The sequence below is a fragment of the Chitinophaga vietnamensis genome (assembly GCF_902167635.1).
Lineage (GTDB): Bacteria > Bacteroidota > Bacteroidia > Chitinophagales > Chitinophagaceae > Chitinophaga > Chitinophaga vietnamensis.
In genome coordinates, this window is record NZ_CABHMS010000001.1 from 751,881 (window position 1) to 770,937 (window position 19,057).

Sequence of the window (19,057 nt, forward strand, 5' to 3'; positions counted from 1 at the left end):
GGCACTGATACAAAACCCAGGATGGCAATGACACATATGAAAAAACATCTGATACTGATCGCCTGCAGCTTGCTGCTGGCGGTACTTTCAAAGGAAACAAATGCACAAGTAAAAGCTTTCCGCTTTGCCGTGATGTCGGATACGCATATCGGCAGCGATAATGCCGCGGAAGACCTGCAACGCAGTGTGGACGATATCAACAATCAGGCAGACCTCGCCTTCGTGATCATCTCCGGCGATATCACCGAATTTGGCGCCGATGCAGAACTGCGACAGGCCAAAACAATCCTCGATGGCCTCAGGAAGCCCTGGTACATCATTCCCGGTAACCATGATACTAAATGGTCGGAGAGCGGCGGTAATACTTTTCGCAGCGTTTTTGGCGGTGAAACATTTTCGTTTAGCCATGGGGGTTATCGCTTCCTGGGCACTAACAGCGGCCCCAACATGCGCATGGGACCGGGCCAGGTGCCGAGAGAAAATATTGTATGGCTGAATCAGCAGCTCAAAAATATGGATACCAGCACCCCCATCGTATATGTGAACCACTACCCGCAGATCGGCGATATGGCCAATTGGTACGAAGCCATCGACCCGCTGAAGCAGCACAACATACAACTGGTGCTCTGCGGCCATGGGCATGCCAACCACGTATACGATTTTGAAGAGATACCCGGCGTGATGTGCCGTTCCAACCTGCGCGCAAAAGACAGCATCGGCGGATACAATATCGTCACCTTTGCAGATGGGAAAGCTACTTTTGAAGAACGTACGCCGCTGGCAGGCAGGAACCGTCAATGGGCGCAGGTGCCTTTGAACAGCCACATGGCAAGGCCCGGCCAGCAAGTGTTTGCGCGGCCGGCCTTGTCCGTGAAAGACGCCTCGCTGCCGGTAAAAACAGCCTGGCTATACGAAGATAAAAATGATATCGGCTCCGGTATGGCGATCTATCAACAGCTTGTCATCTCTACCAATACCGGCGGTGAAATATATGCGCTCGATCTGCAAAACGGCCAGCGTAAATGGACCTTTGCCACCAAAGGAAAAGTATATGCTACGCCCGCTGTAGCCGGCAACCGTGTGGTGGTAGCATCTACAGACAATAACATCTACTGCCTGCAAGCCGCCACCGGCAAGCCATTGTGGGTGTATAAAACAGATAAGCCTATCGTAGGCAGCAGTTTGATCGTTAATGGAGTGGCTTACACCGGCTCGTCCGACGGGCATTTCCGGGCAATCGATATCAATACCGGCAAGCTGCGCTGGGAATATACCGGCGTGCAAGGCTTTGTAGAAGACCGCCCACTTTATTATCAGGGTAACATTTATTTCGGCAGCTGGGGCAACGACTTTTATGCGCTGGATGCCAATAGCGGCGAACTGAAATGGAAATGGAACAATGGCGCCGGCAACAGGATGTATTCTCCAGCGGCCTGCTGGCCGGTAGCGGCAAATAACCGCGTGTTCATCGTAGCGCCCGACAGGTACATGACGGCCTTCGATGCCGCCACCGGAAAAGTGATCTGGCGCAAAAATATGCCGGACAAAAAAGTGCGTGAATCCATTGGCTTGTCGGCCGACAGTAACGCCGTGTTCGTGAAAACGATGGAAGGCCGTTTGTTGGGCGTATCTCCCAAAGCGGATTCCCTGCAACCGGATTGGCAGGCGGACGTGGATATGGGCTATGAGCTGGATCCCGCGCCCATCGTGGAAAAGGAAGGTGTTATCTACCTGGCGTCAGGCACTGGCGTGGTGTATGCAGTTGACAGTGCACAACATAAATTATTGTGGAAATATAAATTATCCAATTGCCTGGTGAATGCCGTGGCGCCGCTCGATCGCCAACGGGTGCTGATCAGTACGATGGATGGCAAAATGGCGATGATCACTGCCAAACATTAAAGCTGTTGCTTTTTCAATTCACTCACCGCATGGGTAACGGCACGTGCGGTGAGCGCCATATACAAGATAGAAGGGCTCTGGTTGCCGGTGCTGGTCATGGCGGCGCCATCGGTCACGAAAACATTTTTGCAATGGTGCAATTGGTTCCATTCGTTCAGCAATGAATTTTTCGGATCGCGGCCCATGCGGCATCCGCCCATCTCGTGGATATCAAGGCCCGGCGCCTGATGGTTATCGTGCTGTGAAATATCTTTACATCCTGCCTGATCCAGCATCTCGCTGCTCTGTTGCAGAAAATCACGCACCATCCTGTTATCATTCTCATCATAATCCACGGATATCTTCAGCAGTGGTATGCCATATTGGTCCTGTTGATCTTTACTGAGTGTAACAGTATTGCTTTCTTTCGGAATCGTTTCTCCCTGCATATACATGTACACGTTCCAGCCGCCGGGCTCCTGCATGGCGGCTTTCAGCGCTGCGCCAATGCCATCAGGATCGGCGTAGAACAGATGCTGCCGGTGTGCGCCCATGAAAGTGGTGAAGCCGCCAACATAATCCGTATCCTGTTTATGCAGGTTACGGTAATTGGCGATGATGGGCTCCGAAGGATTGCGACCGAAATAATATTTATCTTCCATACCATCCAGCTTTGCTCCAACCGATGCGCGGTAATTATGAAACGCGATGAACTTCCCGAGATAGCCATTGTCGTTGCTAAGGCCATTGGGAAAGCGTGCAGACGTAGAGTTGAGCAGGATGAGATTACTGTTTAAGGAAGATGCATTGACGAAGATGATCCGGGCGAAGAAATCGGTGCCGGCTTTGGTATGCGCATCGATCACACGAACGCCGGTGGCGCGCTGCTGTTGCGCATCGTAGATGATGGAATGCACAACGGAATGCGGCCGCACGGTAAGATGTCCGGTACGTGCGGCCCAGGGCAATGTACAGGATACGCTGCTGAAATAACCGCCAAAGGGGCATCCGCGCATACACATATTCCTGGCCTGGCATTGCGCGCGGCCTTGCTCCAGGTGAATGGGCTGTGGCTGTGTAAGGTGCGCCCAGCGGGCATGTACGAGGCGCCTGTCTTTATAATGACGACTGATCGCTTGCTGTATGTGCGCTTCGCCGCAGTTAAGGTCGAAGGGCGGCAGGAACTCGCCATCGGGCATGGCTTCTAAGCCATCGCGCCGGCCGCATACGCCGATGAATTTTTCCACGTGGCTATACCAGGGCGCGATATCTTCATAGCCGATGGGCCAGTTGATGCCATAACCATAGCGTTCCGGCGCTGTAAATTCAAAAGGGCTCCAACGCTGGCAGGCGCGCCCCCAGGTGAGTGATTTGCCGCCTACCTGGTAACCGCGTATCCAGTCGAAAGGTTTGTCTTGTATGTAAGGATGATCTTTATCCTGGATAAAAAAATGCGCCGTATCTTCTCCAAAACCTGCGGCCTTGCTGATGAGCGGGTTCTCCTGCAGGAAGGCTTTGGTCATGCGGCCACGGTGGCGGAACTCCCAGGGCGCCATGGTGGCCGTGGGATAGTCTTTATTGTGTTCTACATTCCTGCCACGTTCGAGTACCAATGTTTTTAATCCTTGCTCACAAAGCTCCTTGGCGGCCCATCCGCCGCTGATGCCGGAGCCGATCACGATGGCATCGTAAGTGTTTGTTGCTTGTCCGCCGGAATTGATGTTTACCATGCTTATAAGATAATCAATTTCCAGCGCTTGATCAATACTACTTAATCACTACCACTGCGGCACTGCCCGCAGGTACATTTACAATGAATTGATTATTGGAAGGGCCATATGCCGGCGGATTGCCAGGCGTAAAGCGGCCGTTGGCATCCGGCTGACTGCCGGCAAAGGTAACGCCATCGGTGGCGGTAATGCTTGGCGCCGTTAGTGTAAACGCCTGTGCGGTGCTGGCCTGCATACCTGGTGTGATGGTGAAGGAGATATCCTGATTATCTTCTTTATTGATCAATGTAATATATTCTGTAGCCCCGTCTTTACACACGTATACGCTGGTATTGAGCTGTGCCGCATTCACATCCGCTGGCACGATGCTGCCATGCGCCGCCTGGTGAAATGCCAGCAGGGCGTAGTATTCCGGCCTGGCCACTGCCACGCCGTTGCTCATGGCGATGGGCGTATAGGCGCCGCCTTGTCCGCCATGAAAGTTCACTCCTTGACCATTGTATTTTGCTACTGTCCACATATAATCCAGTGCCCACAAGGCAGCTGCGAAAATGTCACTCACGCCTTTTTTACCGCCATCGTATACGCTATTGCATTCCGACAGGCGATAAGGCAGCGAATAAGGCTGCGCGCTGTTGTACAACGCATTGAGATAAGCAGGTAGCTTGGTATCCGGCGCGAGGATGGTATGATAGGTGATGCTGCTGTCGGATGCAGGCCCCGTGCGGTAATAGTGGCCATCTATCAGTTTGACATTATTATGTGCTGCGGTGGCAAAGGCGCTGATCCAGTTGGTGCGATAGGCTACATCCGGCCCTGCGAAAGGGCTTGCCGGCAGCGCGTTGCGTACCGACTGGAAGTATTGCATCCACTCCGTTTGGTAGTTGCTGTATTGATAGGTGGGATCGCGGTGGCCGTTCCTGGAAAAGAGGTCCGGCTCATTGCCCGTTTGAAATGCCTGAAGACTGCCACCCAATGCATTGCTCACGTATCCTGCTTCTGCGGCTGCTTTCTGCGGATTGTACACGCCGAGGTTAAGGCCGAAGAGCACCGGCCATCCGGTAGCTTTGGCAAAGGCGGCAAAGCGGTCGATATCGGTGGTAGTAAGTGAATCCTTGCCAGTAGCGGCAGTGCGGGGCGCGCCCGTCCATACCAGACGGTCGCTGCTGTTGCCGCCTACACGAAGCACGCCATTGCCGAGATTGCGTATCAGCTGGATCAATACTGTGTTGGACGGCGTGAGGAAAGTGCTGTCGGGCAATGCGCCGGCTTCATAGCTGAAGCCCGCAAACGAAGCAGGAACGGGTATGCCGTTACCGTCGGGATGTACGATCACCGTTACCGGCGTGCCTTTGGGCTGCGGAGAAGAAGATAAGTTGTCGCTTTTTTTATTGCAGGCTGTTGTCAGCAACAGGAGCAAGGGCAATAAGCAGATATGGCGCATGCTGTTTTTTTTACCAATACACCGACAGCAGATACCCGAAAAAGTTTAAAAGCATTTACGGATTTATTGATTTACGGATTTACGGATTTACGGATTTGAGAATTTGAGAATTTAAATTTCCATGAAGATTTACATGGAATTTAAATTCTCAAATTCTCAAATCCGTAAATCCGTAAATCCGTAAATCAATAAATCCGTAAATCCTAAAACAGGCTCCACTTCGGCTTCCATTCTTTCAGCTTCACTGCTGCTGCTTTGTAGTCTGGCATTTGTTCCGTAATGCGTTTGAGTATTTGTATAGCTTCTTTTGTCTGGTCGTTGTTCTTGTAGGCATTGGCCAGTGCGAAGGCGAAGGTGGCGGTATCTTCATCCCATGCCCAGTCGTTTTCATCGTTGATAGCGATACATTTTTTACCGTAGCCGATAGCAGCCAGGTTGTTATGCACGCCTACGGCGGATTGCGTGAGGTAGCCGTAAAGCATGAACAGGTCGGTATCGGTGGTATTGGCATCCCCGGAGAGGATGACATGGCACTCTTGCAGGTCGGGCAATGCGCGTTCGTAGTTGCCTGTTTTCAGGTAGGCGCGGCCACGGAAATAATATATTTTGGCCTTTGAATAGGCTGGAATTTTATCGAAGCCTCCGATGGAAAGGCGACTGGTAGCGGCGCCTGCGCAAAGTTCATACTGTCCGTTCTGATAGTATAGCTGCATCAGGTTGAAGTAGGAATCGCTATCGTCGGGATATTTTTCTAAGTGTTTTTCCAACAACTGTATGCGCTGTGGCAGGTCGTCGCCGGCGATAAGGCCGCGTGCCGTGGTGATCTGGTTTACCTGGTGCTGTGCCGCTTCACGTTCGTCATGGTCGAGCTGCTCGATCTGTTCGGCAAGACTTTCATGATAGAGCGCCATAAATTGCTCGTACCATTGGAGCGCCCGCTGGGGATCGTTGAGGCCAGACATGCAGGCGTCGATAAGGAGACTATAAGTGCCCGCAATCCTTTCCGGGTCCAGTATTTCGGCGTATTCGAGCACGGTGGCCCAGTCTTCTACAGCCTGTGCATAGCGGCCGGCGGAGCGGTTGGCATAGCCTCTTGAATTGATCTGTTCCCAGAAGGGCGACATTTCATAACCGATGGTGTGGATATCGATGGCCTCTTCGTAGCGTTGCAGGTTGGCGAGGCTGAGACCATAGTTATTGCAGCACATCGCGAAATGATGTTCATGATGCGCCATAGGTGTGCCGCTGTTTTCAAACCAATAGGCTTTGTATTGCTGTATGGCCCGGCCATAGATCTCGTTCACCAGTTTATCACGGGCGTCGTTATCAGTGTAGCTGAGTACCTGCCAGTCGTCGAGGCTCATGCCTGCCTCATACCAATCATAGGGCATGTCATGTTCAATGGCGGGCAGGGATGCCGGGAAATGGCCTTCTGTCTTGTATTTCGCATATGCCCAGCGCGCAAGGATCATGGGCAGCGGTTTCAGCGCAATACCTTTTTCGAAATAGGGTAATGCATTTGCATATTGTTTGGCGAGGAAGAGCGCACGTCCGGTATAGTTCCAGAAATAACCTTCTTCCGGAAACTGTTGTATCAATTTTTTACCCAGCGATATTTGTTGCAGCCTGATATCTGCCGTATCATCCGATGCCAGTGTTATTTCCGGGAAAGTGGCCGTGGCATAGCAATACAGGTGGGCCGTGGCTCGTGTGGGTTGCCGCTCATAGGCATGCCGGGTAGATTCGAGGAGAGCTGCAAATTCGTCGGTGATCTCCGAGAGTGTTTTCGGTATGATGGTGAGCAGGCTGGCAACGAAGTCGTAATCGCCCAGTTCCATGGCCAGCGTGGCTGCCGGCAGGTAATCGTGCTGCCAGGGAGCATGTGCCAGTGCGGCGTGGTATTGCGCGAGTGCGGCTGCTTTATTTTTCTGATGGGTGTGTAATATTGTTCCCGCGGTATAATGCATTCTGCCCAGCAATACATTACGCAGCGGTTGTTCGTCGCGATAGACGGCAGGCGTTTCCGTGATGATCTGTTGTATATCGGCCAATGCGGCGTTGCTATCGCCTTGCCGCATGAAGGCCTGGGAGCGCCATTCAAGGTAACGCAGGCGGGCGGCGGGGTCTGCGTCTTTCAGCAGTTGTGCGCAATCAGCGATAGCACGCGCGGCTTCATTCTCCACATACGGACTGTAAGCGCCGATATACGCCCGGTAAGATAATGCGCCCGCGTGTGTGGGATCAAGCGCCAGCAGCTCGTTGAACGCCTTGTAGGCATCTTGCATCAACTGTGAGGCTTGTGTAGCGGAATGTGTGGCGAGCGACAGGTCAAATAAACAGCGCGCCCGGATATAAAGCAGTTCCTTATTGCCCGGATGCTGCGCCAGTAAGGCATTGGTCGCATTTAATGCAGATTCAAAGTGCTGTTCTTCATACAGCTTTTCAATTTCTTTGATAGTCATGATGGGTTATTTATGGATGTTTCTTACTTTCAAATATGCAAGGGTACTAATGGTTTCCGGCGCGAAGTTAATCATTTAAATTTATAGAGATGATCACAGAGAAAGTTAAACAGGAATTGAAAAGATATGCGCGGCATCTCAGCCTCGTAGAAGATTTCGCCGTAAATGATATACCTGCCGCCTGGACGGAGATACTTCAGGCTGGCAACCCGGATGCCCTGCGCGCGAAAGTGCTGGCGCTGTGGAAACCTTATGCAGACCGTCTTTCAATGACCATGGACTATATCAGCAAGCACCTTCAGATGGCTGCATTGGTGAAAGGAGGCGATGCCTTTTTTCTTTTATACGTATTCGAATATGAAGACGACCTGCGCCTGTACGCAGGCGGTGTGCCTGTTATTGCGCACGACAAACTGCAATTGTTACCGGAAGATCTGCGCGCATTTTATACCGGCCTTCACAATGGCTGGACCTGCGCCGTATCGCAGGCGCTCGGTCCCCAAGCCCTGGAAGATATTCAATACCTGGATGCATTTGAATGGGGCATACTGGACGATATAAATGTGAAGAAGCTGGGAATAGCGCTGGATAAGGCTTACAGCATATTCAGCAATGCAGGGCCGGGATATCTCTGCTTGCAAAACGAAGGCAGTTATTTCCGGTCTTTCATCTGGTGGACCAACCAGGCGCCCGAACTGAACATCGACTTTTGGCCGGTACTGGACGCCTGGATAGAGATCGGTCTTACAAATTAACTATAGCTTACTTACTTTAATAGAAGATGTTTTGTCGTTCATGCTGGCGTCCAGGCAATCAGCATCCGCGGTGAGTGTGAGGCTTTGTCCCTGGAAATTATCATTTTCATACAGCGTGATGCTGTATCCCGGTGGTACTGTCACTGCGGAGATGTCGTCATTTGTGATGCCCATGCCGGTCAGCTGGCTGAGCGTGTAATTGCCCGGTGCGAGCCGTTTTGCCCATCCGCCGTAATTACAATCTTTATACACCGTCACTTTATTTAACTGGTAGGCTCTTACATAATCCACATCGAGATAATCGGGATAGGTACCTGCAAAGCGATCGCCACCGAAACCGGTGATCTCCATGCTGAGGAGCATGAACTCACTTCTCCTCGAAACGGCGCTGTCGCTGCTCCAGCGCACAATGCCATCTACATAGAAAATATAACTGTTAGGCGTCCATTCCAGTCCGAAAGTGTGGAAGCCATTGCCGGAGCCGGGGATGGTTTCTTTGGAGCCGGTGGTCCTGTGGTTGACGCCATAGCCGTTCCAGTGCAGGTTCTGGCGGATGATGTCCGGGCCATTGGCGAGATGATATTCAAACACATCGATCTCGGCGCCATCCACCGTAGGGTTATTGGTGGCGCCCATGGTAGGGGATTGCAGCCAGAAAGAGCTGTGGGGGCCGAGAGAGCGGTTCATGCGGCACCGCGCCTCGAAGTAACCATACTTTTGTAAATAGGTTTGATGCGTGGCCAGCTGGCTCGCGGAAAAGTTGTTACCATCGCGCTGTGCGGCCAGCCGCACAAAGCCGGAATCGCTCATGATCACATTTGAGCGCAGGATCAGCGCATATCCCCTCATGGTATTTTCGGAACGGTAGCGCCATTTGGTAGTGTCTAATGCTGTGCTGTCAAATTCATCGTGCCATACCAGCTCATAATCGCTGAGCGCTGCCGGCAGTGCGGCCGGCGTGGTATCGCCCTGGGCTATGGGCTTGCCTTTGATTGGCGCCAGCGAATCCTGGCGGCTGCAGGCCGCCGCCATCGTGGCAGCGGTGAGTACAAACAATACAGAAAATTTTTTCATCTGAACGTGGTTTTGGGTGAAGGAAAATGTGATGTCAATTTCGGATAATCGCTGCGTTAAGAAGGGGTAAAATCTTAACTGTCTGAGGGGAAAATTATAAATGCAAATATTTTTTTACTACTTTCGACCTTGAAAATGATTGTCGACCCAACACCCCCATGACCCAACGAAATATCTTTATAAAAACGCACGCAGCATGGCATTACCATTTATAGAAATTATTGAATCTGTTACACCCGATCCGAATTTGCTGATGTGGAAATTTGCAGATGAAGATAAAGAGATCAAGAATGGCGCGGTATTAACCGTGAGAGAGAGCCAGCATGCCCTCCTGCTGAATGAAGGCCAGCTGGCAGACGTGTATGCTCCTGGCCGGCATACCTTGAAAACGGAAAACATGCCCCTGCTCAGCCACTTGCGCGGTTGGAAATATGGTTTTGAAAGCCCGTTTAAAGCAGACGTATATTTTTTCAATACCCATCAATTCGTGAACCTGAAATGGGGAACGCCGGCGCCTGTGCTCATGAGCGATCCACAGTTCGGGCAGGTGCGGGTGAGGGCATTCGGTACTTATAATGTGCGCATTGCAGCGCCCGACCGCTTCTTCAAAGAATATGCAGGCACCTATCCGCGCCTCAGTATCATAGAACTGGAATGGCAGCTGCGCGATTTTATCGCGCCGAAATTCGGCGAGGTGCTGTCGCTCGCAAAGATATCCGTCGTAGATGCCGCCGGTAACATCTCCGCATTGAACGAAAAAATACAGCCGCTGATCCAGCCTTACTTTACCGACTTTGGCCTGGAAGTGACCCGCTTTACCATTACCAGCATCACCCTGCCGGAAGAAGTATTGCAGCAGTATGATAAAGTGACGGGCATGAACATGGTAACGGACATGAACAAGTTTTCACAATACAGCATGGCCAATGCGATGGATAAAGAAGGTTCCGCCATCGGCGATGCGGCGCGGCAAGCCGCTGCCATCGGCATGGTTACCAATATGGTGGCCAACAGCGCTACGCCCAGTCCGGCCGCACCTGCCAATGATATCACCGAGCGGCTCAAAAAGCTGAAGAACCTTTTTGAAGCGCAATTGATAACGGAAGCTGAATACGCCGCCAAAAAAGAAGAACTACTAAAATTGCTGTAATGGAACAGGAACAGAACAAACGGATATCCGGCTACCTCGAAAAGCTGAAACAGAAAGCAGTTTCACAGGAACACTATGGCGGAAACGTTAACCCGGAAGAAGCAAAAATGGATATCCGCGATTGCCCCAAATGCGGCGCCGGCAGGGCTTTCCACAAAGGCCTCACCACCTGCGCCTATTGCGGCTTCTCCTTTATGGACGTAAAGCTCAGCGATGGCGTGCATATCAAAAAGGAAAATAATTCATAGCCGATGTTCGACCTTTTCAAGAAGAAATATAACAATCCCGAATTGCTCGAAGCGCTCAAAACGCAGCAGGAGCGCTGGTTTACCTTCCTCGATAAGATAGAGGCGCGTATGGATGAGATGACCGCCGCCGCTGTACCGGAACTGCGCGATATCTTCCTCAAAGATGAAGATCCCTATAAACGTGCGCACGCTAATATGCTCTCCGGATTGATCGGGCAGGTCAACCAGATGCGGCAGAAAGTGGATGATGCCCTGGAAAATAATATCCATGCTTTCGTTTATTCCACAGAAGCTACCTTGCCTTCCATCACCTCTTCCGCAGGAACGGAATACCGCAACAAGCTGCATGCCTTTCGCATGGCTTGCCTGAACCGGCATTTTATTTTTGATGAAAAGCTCCATCATGCCATCAACCTGCTCAAAGAAGCCGCAGGAGAGCAGGACCTGGAAGCCGAATACCAGCAGGAGTTACAGGCCTTTGATCGCATCCGTGATAAATTCAGCTGCGTGCAGTGTGGCGGAAATATCACTCTGCCGCAAATGTTTTTCATCGCTACGTATGTTAGTTGTCCGTTCTGTCATTCGCAGAATACTTTCCTGCCTTCAACCGGCGCGCGCATGGTATTGCACCACGCGCGCAGCCTGGCGGAGCAGCGCACCGCGCATTTGAAAAAGGCCTATGAGCAGTCGGGCAGTAATGAAATGTACCAGCAATATCTCCGCGCGATGTTCGACGAATGGAACAAGATAGTGCCGGATATGAAAGAAGAAAATGAGAAATTCTATCAGCGCCTGTTACACGATCACAAGATTTATCATTCCTAAATATAGATAGTATGTCAAATCCATTATTAGAACCCATTCACGGCATTACATTGGAAGATTACAGCGCCGCCTGCGCCAAACTGGGCAGCGGTATGAGCGAAGACGCAGTAGCAAAAGCACTTGGCGTGGAATTGCCCGTGTGGCAGGAAGCTAACCTCCTGTGGCCTGAACGCATGAAACAGGATTCCTCCTTTCAGATCGTAACACTCTTTGGTCAATATTTCGGACAGGCAGATCAACACCCTAAATTCAGCGGTGTGCAGGCCGCTCCTCTTGCCGGCGCTAATACCGCCAATATTGAAAAGATCAAATCCGACAGGAGCTTTTACGAAGAGCTGGAAGTAGCCAGGCAGGTAGCCTATGAATATGGCCACGATGGCGCGCAATGGATCGTTGACAAATACGGTATTCCTTTAGGCGATTTCCAGGTAGCAGCTTCTATCTGGAATGACCAGATCCAGCAGGAACTACAGCGCGACGCTCCCGGCTACATGCAACGCCAGGACGCTTACAGAGCCAAATACCAGCAACAGTTTGCGCAGGCGCAAGGTGGTAATGTGGCAGATGATATCGAATTTTAAATGATGTCGTGTTTATACTATTATTTAAGCCCTGCTTGTAGATAACTTCCGTTTCTTTATCACCTATAAATCTACTGATCGATGAAAAAGAAACAGATCAATCAAAAGCAGAGATTGTCGCTCAACAAAATTATTGTAGCCAACCTGAGCGCCGCAAGAAATGTGACAGCGCCGGGTTTCAACGCCTCCGACGGTACCGGTAACACTACCGTGGACACGCACTGGCCCACTACCGGCATATTTGCCAATGACTGCACCACGGTGGATACGCACTGGCCTACTACCGCTTCTGGCGTACGTTAGTAAGAAAGCCCTCCGCATTACAACGGAGGGCTTTTTTTTCAATAGTAAATATCTACGATGCCGGAAGGCGAACCATTACTTACCACTACGGAATGCTGTCCGCAATCAGTAACGGCATTGGCTACCGTCCACGACAGTGGCGCGTTTACGCCACCTCTTTTTATCTCAATGTTGCTCAATCTTGTTTTGCTGGTGTTAGGATAATCTGAACACTGTGTAACGCCATATGTTTCCAATGATTCAGCTGCCCAGTATAATTTGTTGATGTTACTTACCGTGAGCGTAATGGCCGGATAGCCTACGAAGGCAGAGGTGTAACTATAGCTGGAACCGGAAGAGCCGGTGAGTGTCATCACACCTTGCAGGTTAGTACCTGGGCTTACCGGAACCAGGTCGCTGAACAAGGCAGTGCCGCTTTGTCCGTCCACGTACCAGTTGGCGATCGCCCAGTAGTCGCCGCCACCAGCAGCGGAAACGCCCCATTGTAACACGGGTTGCAGGATATAAGAGGAGTTCTGCAAACCATTGAACAGGAAGAGCACCTGGCCGGAAACGGTAGCAGGAGCGGGCGGCACGGTCCAGTTGGTGTTGAAGTAAGAGATGGGGGTAGAAGTGGTATTGTTCCAGTAAGTGTAAGTGATCCATCCGGAACCGAGCGGCAGCACACGGCCGTTAGGAACGTTGACATTGGCGGGATAGTCGGGGCCATTACCAGGTTTGTTTTCCAGGGTACCAAAATCCTGTTCCGCTTTGCCGGTCATGTTGTTGATCTTGCGCAGCCTGCCGCCTTCGCCGCTCAGGTGATAGCCGCTTTCGATGTGAAAAACTTTTGATTTTGGCCGCCAGCCGCCAGGGGTCAGCACTTCATCGCTGTGCGATGAAACATTGGGCGTGTTGGTAGTAGCAGTAGTGTTAGCCTGCTCTTTCTGACAGGAAAAAAAACTTACAGTGCTCAGCAGTAAAATGCCGGATAATAAAAGAGGATTCTTCATACAAAAAGGGTTGTGGGTGAGGAATTGGATAACAAAACAAGATTACTGTCGACAGATTTCGTAGCGCTAATATAAGAGAGTGCATTGCAATAGATCTGCACAAGATAAATTTTAATAGCTGTCTGTCAGTAAAAATCTTTTTTATTTATACAGATACTATATTGCAATACCTGTACCTAGCATGTGTAAAATGTTGAACCCTTCCAAAAGCGTAACAGCATTGACTTTCATGGAAAGATACTGTGCCCGGACAGTACGTAGTATCATGATAATAACACCTTGTTCTTTTAATACTTGATAATTTATAAAGAAATAGTTTATGACCCGACCCTATATCATGAAAGCATTTTCAATATTCATGATCTTTTTGTTAGCCGTGAAGTTCAGCGATGCGCAAAAAGTGTATCAGATACGTGCCGATAGTGTGCGCATCTATAATGTATGCGATACTGCTGAACTGATCCTGGAAAACCGTACGCAAAACACCATCGGCTTCCTGTACAACAAAGGCAAAGGCCGCACAGAGTTCAGGCGCCTGAAACTGGAACGGATTGGCAGCAACAGCATTGCCATAGCAGGCCAGGATACGCTTAATATCCAGGGACTTTCAAAAGTATATGTAGATACCATCTACCGCGCGGGCGATAATATCCAATACCGGATTAACGGTAACGTATATACGTTATATGCGCCGCTGTCTGCCGAAACCTTGCAAAGCGTTACAGACAGAGGTAGTAATACCAACAGGTTGATCAGTGTGGCGAAAGACAATGTGCTCGACCCGAATCTTTACGCCCGTGGCAACTTCGAGGCACGCGGCGCTTCGGCGCCCTCGTATGGTTTTCAGATACCCGGCGTTGACGGCGTGGCGTTGTACTATCCCGGTGCTGGCGCTAACCTGCGTGTGCGAAGCGGAGGTGGTATCGATGGCCAGCTCTGGTCTTCTGCCAACGATAATGAATTTCTCAAATACAGGAATGTGATAAGGGGTAATGATCTGGATAACCTTGGTGGTGCAAATGGTATTTATCCTGTTAGTTATACAGGTTATTCTTCCGGTGTGCTGAACTTCTCCACAGGCGGCAGTTTGGGCACCTTCCAGCTGGAAGCCAATTACGACGGCCTGTTACGCTGGCGTAATAAAACAGACAGCAAAACCTGGACAGATTGGAAGACTATCTGGCATACCGGAAATTTCAATCCTGCTGATCTCTCTGCCAATACCGAAGGCAATTGGGGCCAACAAAAAAACTATGGAGACTACAATGATTTCAACGCCGTGAACAGATGGGGAGGCACCTTTGTACACGGCACTGCTAATGGTCCTGCGGTGCCGGGCGCACAACAATACTATCACATGAAACTCTCGCTGGGCAGTGATTACAGCGGCGCCACGGGCGCCGGCAATGGCTTTGCCATGCAGCTGGCCATACCCAGAACACCCTTAGGTGGCAATCCCTATCTGTCTGTAAGATACCTGGAAAACGGCGCCTGGGGCAGCTGGAGCAAAATATGGAGTGGTTATTCCGATCAAACAGGCAGCATAGCGAATGATAATTCGTATATGCGTTTCCATTGGTCGGGCCAGAATGGCCAGCCCGCCTGGTTATGGGGCGGTAACAGCGCCAGTGATATGTATGTGTATAATCCTGCAAACTTCAGTGTGAATAATGCCGATAATCTGGGCAATATCTCCGAACAGGGCTTTGCCAGGGCAGGTGTAAAGGAAGGCGGCATCGACTGGAATAGCCTTACCGACAGAACCTTTATCGGTTCTATTGCCGGATCGGTCAACGGGCCTATCAATAATGGTGTGTGGTGGAATATCATCAACACACGTCACCGCAACGGCGGCGGCGATGGAAACCTTTACGGGATGCAGATTGCACAAGGTATGACAGCTGATAATGACCACATCTTTTTCAGGAGTCAAAATTCCGGCGCCTGGTACCCGTGGCGGGAGTTCTGGCACAGTGGCAATGTTACGTTTGCTACTTCCGGCGCTAACATCGCGTTGAAAACAGATGCCAATGGTTATATCATCACCGACAACTGGTTCAGAACAGGCAACAACACCGGGCTTTATACATTGGATGGCAGTTACCTCTACAAAAATGCCAATGGCAGCTGGGCATTGAGAGGCGTTGCCGGCGCTACTGCTTCCTGGCTGGAAATTCAAACAGGGGATGGTACGAACAGGGGAGGATTTTATGGAGATGCAAACGGTAACATTGGCCTTGTTAATGCGGGGGCTAATGGCTGGCGCCTGAGAACAGATGGCAGCGGCAACCTGTTTGTAACCGGGCAGGTAAGCGCCACAGCCTTTTATCAGGCATCGCAACGCAGCCTGAAAAGAGATATTCATCTCTTCAATAAATCGGCCTTATCTATCCTGAATACCGCGAGGGTGCAAACATTCAGGTATAAAGCAGATAGTACCAATATTACGCACATCGGTTTTATTGCAGATGAAGTGCCGGATGAAATGGCTTCGCCGGAGCGGAAGGGCGTAGATCAGGCGAATACCGTGGCATTGCTGGTGAAGGCATTGCAGGAGATGAGCGAGAAAGTAGACGCCTTGCAAAATAAAGTGCAGGCGCTGCAACAGCAGGTGGATCGATATGAGAGAAAATAATAATCGTTGCAATGGCTGCATGAGCCCTGCTTATGCAGCCGTTGTTATTGCGCTATTCCCAATTGTTTCCGGAGTTTCCGTACTTCGCCCTGTAGTTCCTGTACCCGGCCAAGCAGGTGTTTGATCGCTTCCATTCCTTCCATATTGATATCAAGATCATAATGAAGGTGCATATATTTTTCCAGGTTTGTCAGCTCTTCATAGGCGATATAATTTTCTTCTTCTGAACGGAGGATCGCTATGAGGCCGTGTTCATCCAGCTCCTGGATGAAGGAGGCTTCGATCTGGTAGTATACACAACATTGTGTGACGGATATTTTTTCAATGTTTTCCATGTCTTTGTTTTTAGCGTTCTTTTGCCAGCTGTTCAAATAATTCTTTTTCTCTTTCGCTTAGTTTGGTTGGTAGTTGTATTTGATAGGTGATGTAGAGGTCGCCGAAGCTGCCTTCCTTTTTATACACGGGGAATCCTTTTCCTTTCAGGCGTACTTTGGTGCCGTTCTGTGTTTCAGGCGCTATTTTCAATTTCAGTTTTCCGCCCAGCGTGTCGATGATTTCTTCTCCGCCGAGGATGGCTTTGTAGAGGTCGAGCGGTACTTCGGTGTAGAGGTCATCACCCTCACGGGTAAACGAAGTATTGTTCTGTATATCGAAGGTGATGAAGAGATCGCCGTTGGGGCCGCCATTTACGCCGGGGGCGGCGTGGCCGGTCAGTTTTATTTCCTGTCCGTTCGCGATGCCTGCGGGTACAGTTATGCGGATGTTTTTACCGTTGATGGTAAATGTTTGCTGATGTGTTTTATAGGCGTCTGTGAGCGACAGTTGCAGGGTGGCGTGATAGTCCTGACCTTTGAAGCGCGTTTGCCGGCCGCCGCCGCGATGGCCGAACATAGAGCTGAAGAAGTCGGAGAAGCCGCCTTCATCGTCATCGAAGTGGTAAGTGTACTGTTCGCCGCCACCGGCATGGCCGGAGGCTTGCTGTTGCCGGCGTGCTTCTTCAAATTGCTCGGCATGTTTCCAGTCTTTCCCGTATTGGTCGTATTTTTTTCTTTTCTCCGGGTCGCTCAATACTTCATTGGCTTCGTTGATCTGCTGAAACAGCTTCTTTGCTTCGGGATCGTTGGGATTCAGGTCCGGATGGTGTTTGCGCGCCAGTTTCCGGTAGGCTTTTTTTATTTCTTCCGCCGTCGCATTTTTATTGACGCCCAGGGTCTGATAGTAGTCAATATAGTCCATTCCCTAAAATACGCAGATTTTATCAAAACAAGAAACCCGCCAGGGTAGCTGGTTTTCGGGATAATTTGTTCAAGGATTGCCGGCGCCATTCTTTATTTCGCCGAATATGCCTGCAGCATGCTGATCGTGGGAACGAAGAACAGGGCGCCGGTGTGTGGTGTGCTGAAATCCAGTATTCTGTCGTGGTTACCGGGCGGTACGCCTATGTACATACATTCCAGCATTTTTCGTGTGGTGCTGAAGGTGTTGGCATAGGAGATAAAGTAGGTGCCGAACTCGCCTTTGGATGGATGTCCGAAAGGCATATTATCGCGTATGATCTTCAGGTCATTGCCCTCATCATCCGAGATGCCTGCGAGTGCGCTGTGCGAATTGTTGGGCTTCACATCGTCGGGCATCTCAATATCACTCATTTTATAACGGCCGATCACTTTCTCCTGTTCCGCTGTGGATAAGGCCCCCCAGCCTTTCATATCGTGAAGATATTGCTGTACGAAGAGATAGCTGCCGCCTTTGTAGGCGGGATCTTCATCTCCCACTACGGCAAAACGTTGCCGTTCCAGGCCAAGGGGATTTTCTGTTCCATCCACAAAGCCGAGGATAGAGCGGCCATCCCAGTAACGGAACCCGTGTATCTCCAGCAAACAGGTAGCCACAGGGCCTAGTATGCCAGCGATGGCCGTAGCCATATCAAAGCAGATGGCCATATCGGTAGCCCTCAGGTGGAAATGCAGATCGCCGGGAGTAGCCACCGCCGTGTGTTTGGCGCCGGCAATGGGCTCGAAGTTTTTCAATTCCTTTGGTAAAGGAGTGGGCAATCCCAGTTTGATCCAGGCATCATGGCCTACGCCCATCACACAGCTGCACCTGCCATCGGGTACGCGTATTGCCAGTGAATGATTGAGGTTCTCCACCAGCGCGCAAAGCTGTTCAAAAGCCGACCTGATGTTGGCGCCGTCTTCAAATTGCCATACAGAAAATATGGTGTTATTATTCGGGTAGTCGGTTACGTTTTGTGATTCCGGAAGTGTTGTGATGGCCATGTTGGATCGATTGCGGGTGTAATGTAAGGATAAAAAATTTTTACTGAACTATTTACCTGATCTGGCAGGTAATTTTGTTTGCAATAAGCTCGTATATTTGTGTATGATATGAAAAAGCTCACCCGCTATAGCAATATCGAGGATTTGAAAGCAAGTAAGGATCAACTGCGACCTCGGCAATCCGGCTTAAAATATAAGTCGGAGTTGATCAACTTAATTGCTGTTATGAGAAAAAACTCCTCTGCTGTGAAGCTATCTAAACCAGGTAACTCTTTACTGTAAACTACCGATCCTCCCCCGGATGAACCTACCAATACAGCGATAAAAAAAATGCCCAACCCGCTTAACGGATTTTTTTAAATGAATAATGTCCTTTGATATATTTGTTGAGATAAGTACCCTTGGAGCCAGCTTGCTTCATCGCCAGGTATACGGCTTCCGGCACATTCTTGTAATCATATACCATTCCTGATACAAAAATGATTCGCAGCGTCCGGGTATTGCTGTCATACTGCATATGTGCTACTACAGACGAAGGCATATTTCCTACGGCTCAATTATCATACCCGGATACAGGTTATAAGCAACCAGGGCCGGCCGGATGCGATGAATTAAGGAGATGCTTGTCTGTTGTACTATTGCAGTGTCTTCATCTACCTTTAAAAAAGACAAAATCATCTCTTATGTAAAAAACTATA

The 19,057-nt window shown here is 50.2% G+C and carries 17 protein-coding genes; 8 read left to right on the plus strand and 9 right to left on the minus strand.

Going from position 1 to position 19,057, the window contains the following annotated elements; genetic code table 11:
- The first annotated feature begins 27 nt into the window (after positions 1-27).
- Positions 28-1,902 (plus strand): outer membrane protein assembly factor BamB family protein, encoded by a 1,875-nt coding sequence (locus FPG75_RS03160; RefSeq protein WP_236652714.1) that lies wholly within the window; start codon positions 28-30, stop codon positions 1,900-1,902.
- Here FPG75_RS03160 and FPG75_RS03165 read toward each other — a convergent pair.
- From FPG75_RS03165 to FPG75_RS03175, 3 genes are all read right to left on the minus strand, one after another.
- Positions 1,899-3,611 carry a GMC oxidoreductase gene (locus FPG75_RS03165; RefSeq protein ID WP_143305102.1) on the minus strand — a complete coding sequence of 571 codons (1,713 nt, stop codon included), beginning with the start codon at positions 3,609-3,611 and terminating at the stop codon, positions 1,899-1,901. The two genes, FPG75_RS03160 and FPG75_RS03165, sit on opposite strands and share 4 nt — an antisense overlap.
- Before the next feature lie 37 nt (positions 3,612-3,648).
- Positions 3,649-5,055, minus strand: coding sequence for a glycosyl hydrolase family 79 C-terminal domain-containing protein (locus FPG75_RS03170; protein ID WP_143305103.1), 1,407 nt, complete (start codon positions 5,053-5,055; stop codon positions 3,649-3,651).
- Between the two features lie 203 nt (positions 5,056-5,258).
- Entirely contained in the window at positions 5,259-7,517 is a 2,259-nt protein-coding gene (locus FPG75_RS03175) for a tetratricopeptide repeat protein (protein ID WP_143305104.1), read from the minus strand.
- An 89-nt stretch (positions 7,518-7,606) separates the two neighbouring features.
- On the opposite strand from FPG75_RS03175, the gene FPG75_RS03180 reads away from it, so the two are divergent.
- On the plus strand, positions 7,607-8,272 hold the full coding sequence (locus FPG75_RS03180; RefSeq protein ID WP_143305105.1) for a hypothetical protein: 666 nt from the start codon (positions 7,607-7,609) through the stop codon (positions 8,270-8,272).
- Here FPG75_RS03180 and FPG75_RS03185 read toward each other — a convergent pair whose 3' ends face one another.
- Complete coding sequence (locus tag FPG75_RS03185) at positions 8,273-9,346, minus strand: family 16 glycosylhydrolase (protein WP_143305385.1); 1,074 nt, start codon at positions 9,344-9,346, stop codon at positions 8,273-8,275.
- 196 nt (positions 9,347-9,542) lie between these two features.
- Between FPG75_RS03185 and FPG75_RS03190 the strand changes: the two genes are divergently transcribed.
- The 5 genes from FPG75_RS03190 to FPG75_RS03210 all read left to right on the plus strand — a co-directional run bounded on the left by FPG75_RS03190 (position 9,543) and on the right by FPG75_RS03210 (position 12,453).
- The gene (locus tag FPG75_RS03190) at positions 9,543-10,496 is read left to right on the plus strand and encodes an SPFH domain-containing protein (protein WP_143305106.1); all 954 of its coding nucleotides are present in this window, start codon (positions 9,543-9,545) and stop codon (positions 10,494-10,496) included.
- The gene (locus tag FPG75_RS03195; RefSeq protein WP_143305107.1) at positions 10,496-10,744 is read left to right on the plus strand and encodes a hypothetical protein; all 249 of its coding nucleotides are present in this window, start codon (positions 10,496-10,498) and stop codon (positions 10,742-10,744) included. The genes FPG75_RS03190 and FPG75_RS03195 overlap by 1 nt, the downstream gene beginning before the upstream one ends.
- A 3-nt stretch (positions 10,745-10,747) precedes the next feature.
- The gene (locus tag FPG75_RS03200; protein WP_143305108.1) at positions 10,748-11,569 is read left to right on the plus strand and encodes a hypothetical protein; all 822 of its coding nucleotides are present in this window, start codon (positions 10,748-10,750) and stop codon (positions 11,567-11,569) included.
- A gap of 11 nt (positions 11,570-11,580) precedes the next feature.
- On the plus strand, positions 11,581-12,150 hold the full coding sequence (locus FPG75_RS03205) for a DUF6620 family protein (protein ID WP_143305109.1): 570 nt from the start codon (positions 11,581-11,583) through the stop codon (positions 12,148-12,150).
- A gap of 81 nt (positions 12,151-12,231) precedes the next feature.
- Positions 12,232-12,453 carry a hypothetical protein gene (locus tag FPG75_RS03210; RefSeq protein WP_143305110.1) on the plus strand — a complete coding sequence of 74 codons (222 nt, stop codon included), beginning with the start codon at positions 12,232-12,234 and terminating at the stop codon, positions 12,451-12,453.
- A gap of 38 nt (positions 12,454-12,491) precedes the next feature.
- Here the strand turns inward: FPG75_RS03210 and FPG75_RS03215 are convergent, their stop codons facing one another.
- Positions 12,492-13,445 carry a hypothetical protein gene (locus tag FPG75_RS03215; RefSeq protein WP_143305111.1) on the minus strand — a complete coding sequence of 318 codons (954 nt, stop codon included), beginning with the start codon at positions 13,443-13,445 and terminating at the stop codon, positions 12,492-12,494.
- A 319-nt stretch (positions 13,446-13,764) separates the two neighbouring features.
- Here FPG75_RS03215 and FPG75_RS03220 point away from each other — a divergent pair, with 319 nt between their 5' ends.
- Positions 13,765-16,080, plus strand: coding sequence for a pyocin knob domain-containing S74 family peptidase (locus FPG75_RS03220; protein ID WP_143305112.1), 2,316 nt, complete (start codon positions 13,765-13,767; stop codon positions 16,078-16,080).
- Between the two features lie 44 nt (positions 16,081-16,124).
- Here the strand turns inward: FPG75_RS03220 and FPG75_RS03225 are convergent, their stop codons facing one another.
- The 4 genes from FPG75_RS03225 to FPG75_RS03240 form a co-directional block, all read right to left on the minus strand.
- A complete protein-coding gene (locus tag FPG75_RS03225; protein WP_143305113.1) occupies positions 16,125-16,415 on the minus strand; it encodes a chaperone modulator CbpM in 291 nt (96 codons plus the stop codon).
- A gap of 10 nt (positions 16,416-16,425) precedes the next feature.
- A complete protein-coding gene (locus tag FPG75_RS03230; RefSeq protein ID WP_143305114.1) occupies positions 16,426-17,316 on the minus strand; it encodes a DnaJ C-terminal domain-containing protein in 891 nt (296 codons plus the stop codon).
- Between the two features lie 92 nt (positions 17,317-17,408).
- Complete coding sequence (locus FPG75_RS03235; protein WP_143305115.1) at positions 17,409-18,359, minus strand: Dyp-type peroxidase; 951 nt, start codon at positions 18,357-18,359, stop codon at positions 17,409-17,411.
- A 343-nt stretch (positions 18,360-18,702) separates the two neighbouring features.
- Positions 18,703-18,900, minus strand: coding sequence for a KTSC domain-containing protein (locus FPG75_RS03240; RefSeq protein ID WP_143305116.1), 198 nt, complete (start codon positions 18,898-18,900; stop codon positions 18,703-18,705).
- Positions 18,901-19,057 lie beyond the last annotated feature (157 nt).

What these genes read in the sequence shown, in the direction of transcription:
- FPG75_RS03190 (WP_143305106.1), top strand. Translation starts at nt 9,543, where the DNA reads ATGGCATTACCATTTATAGAAATTATTGAATCTGTTACACCCGATCCG.
- FPG75_RS03175 (WP_143305104.1), bottom strand. Translation starts at nt 7,517, where the DNA reads ATGACTATCAAAGAAATTGAAAAGCTGTATGAAGAACAGCACTTTGAA.
- FPG75_RS03205 (WP_143305109.1), top strand. Translation starts at nt 11,581, where the DNA reads ATGTCAAATCCATTATTAGAACCCATTCACGGCATTACATTGGAAGAT.
- FPG75_RS03195 (WP_143305107.1), top strand. Translation starts at nt 10,496, where the DNA reads ATGGAACAGGAACAGAACAAACGGATATCCGGCTACCTCGAAAAGCTG.
- FPG75_RS03185 (WP_143305385.1), bottom strand. Translation starts at nt 9,346, where the DNA reads ATGAAAAAATTTTCTGTATTGTTTGTACTCACCGCTGCCACGATGGCG.
- FPG75_RS03180 (WP_143305105.1), top strand. Translation starts at nt 7,607, where the DNA reads ATGATCACAGAGAAAGTTAAACAGGAATTGAAAAGATATGCGCGGCAT.
- FPG75_RS03240 (WP_143305116.1), bottom strand. Translation starts at nt 18,900, where the DNA reads ATGCCTTCGTCTGTAGTAGCACATATGCAGTATGACAGCAATACCCGG.
- FPG75_RS03225 (WP_143305113.1), bottom strand. Translation starts at nt 16,415, where the DNA reads ATGGAAAACATTGAAAAAATATCCGTCACACAATGTTGTGTATACTAC.
- FPG75_RS03215 (WP_143305111.1), bottom strand. Translation starts at nt 13,445, where the DNA reads ATGAAGAATCCTCTTTTATTATCCGGCATTTTACTGCTGAGCACTGTA.
- FPG75_RS03230 (WP_143305114.1), bottom strand. Translation starts at nt 17,316, where the DNA reads ATGGACTATATTGACTACTATCAGACCCTGGGCGTCAATAAAAATGCG.
- FPG75_RS03210 (WP_143305110.1), top strand. Translation starts at nt 12,232, where the DNA reads ATGAAAAAGAAACAGATCAATCAAAAGCAGAGATTGTCGCTCAACAAA.
- FPG75_RS03200 (WP_143305108.1), top strand. Translation starts at nt 10,748, where the DNA reads ATGTTCGACCTTTTCAAGAAGAAATATAACAATCCCGAATTGCTCGAA.
- FPG75_RS03220 (WP_143305112.1), top strand. Translation starts at nt 13,765, where the DNA reads ATGACCCGACCCTATATCATGAAAGCATTTTCAATATTCATGATCTTT.
- FPG75_RS03235 (WP_143305115.1), bottom strand. Translation starts at nt 18,359, where the DNA reads ATGGCCATCACAACACTTCCGGAATCACAAAACGTAACCGACTACCCG.
- FPG75_RS03165 (WP_143305102.1), bottom strand. Translation starts at nt 3,611, where the DNA reads ATGGTAAACATCAATTCCGGCGGACAAGCAACAAACACTTACGATGCC.
- FPG75_RS03170 (WP_143305103.1), bottom strand. Translation starts at nt 5,055, where the DNA reads ATGCGCCATATCTGCTTATTGCCCTTGCTCCTGTTGCTGACAACAGCC.
- FPG75_RS03160 (WP_236652714.1), top strand. Translation starts at nt 28, where the DNA reads ATGACACATATGAAAAAACATCTGATACTGATCGCCTGCAGCTTGCTG.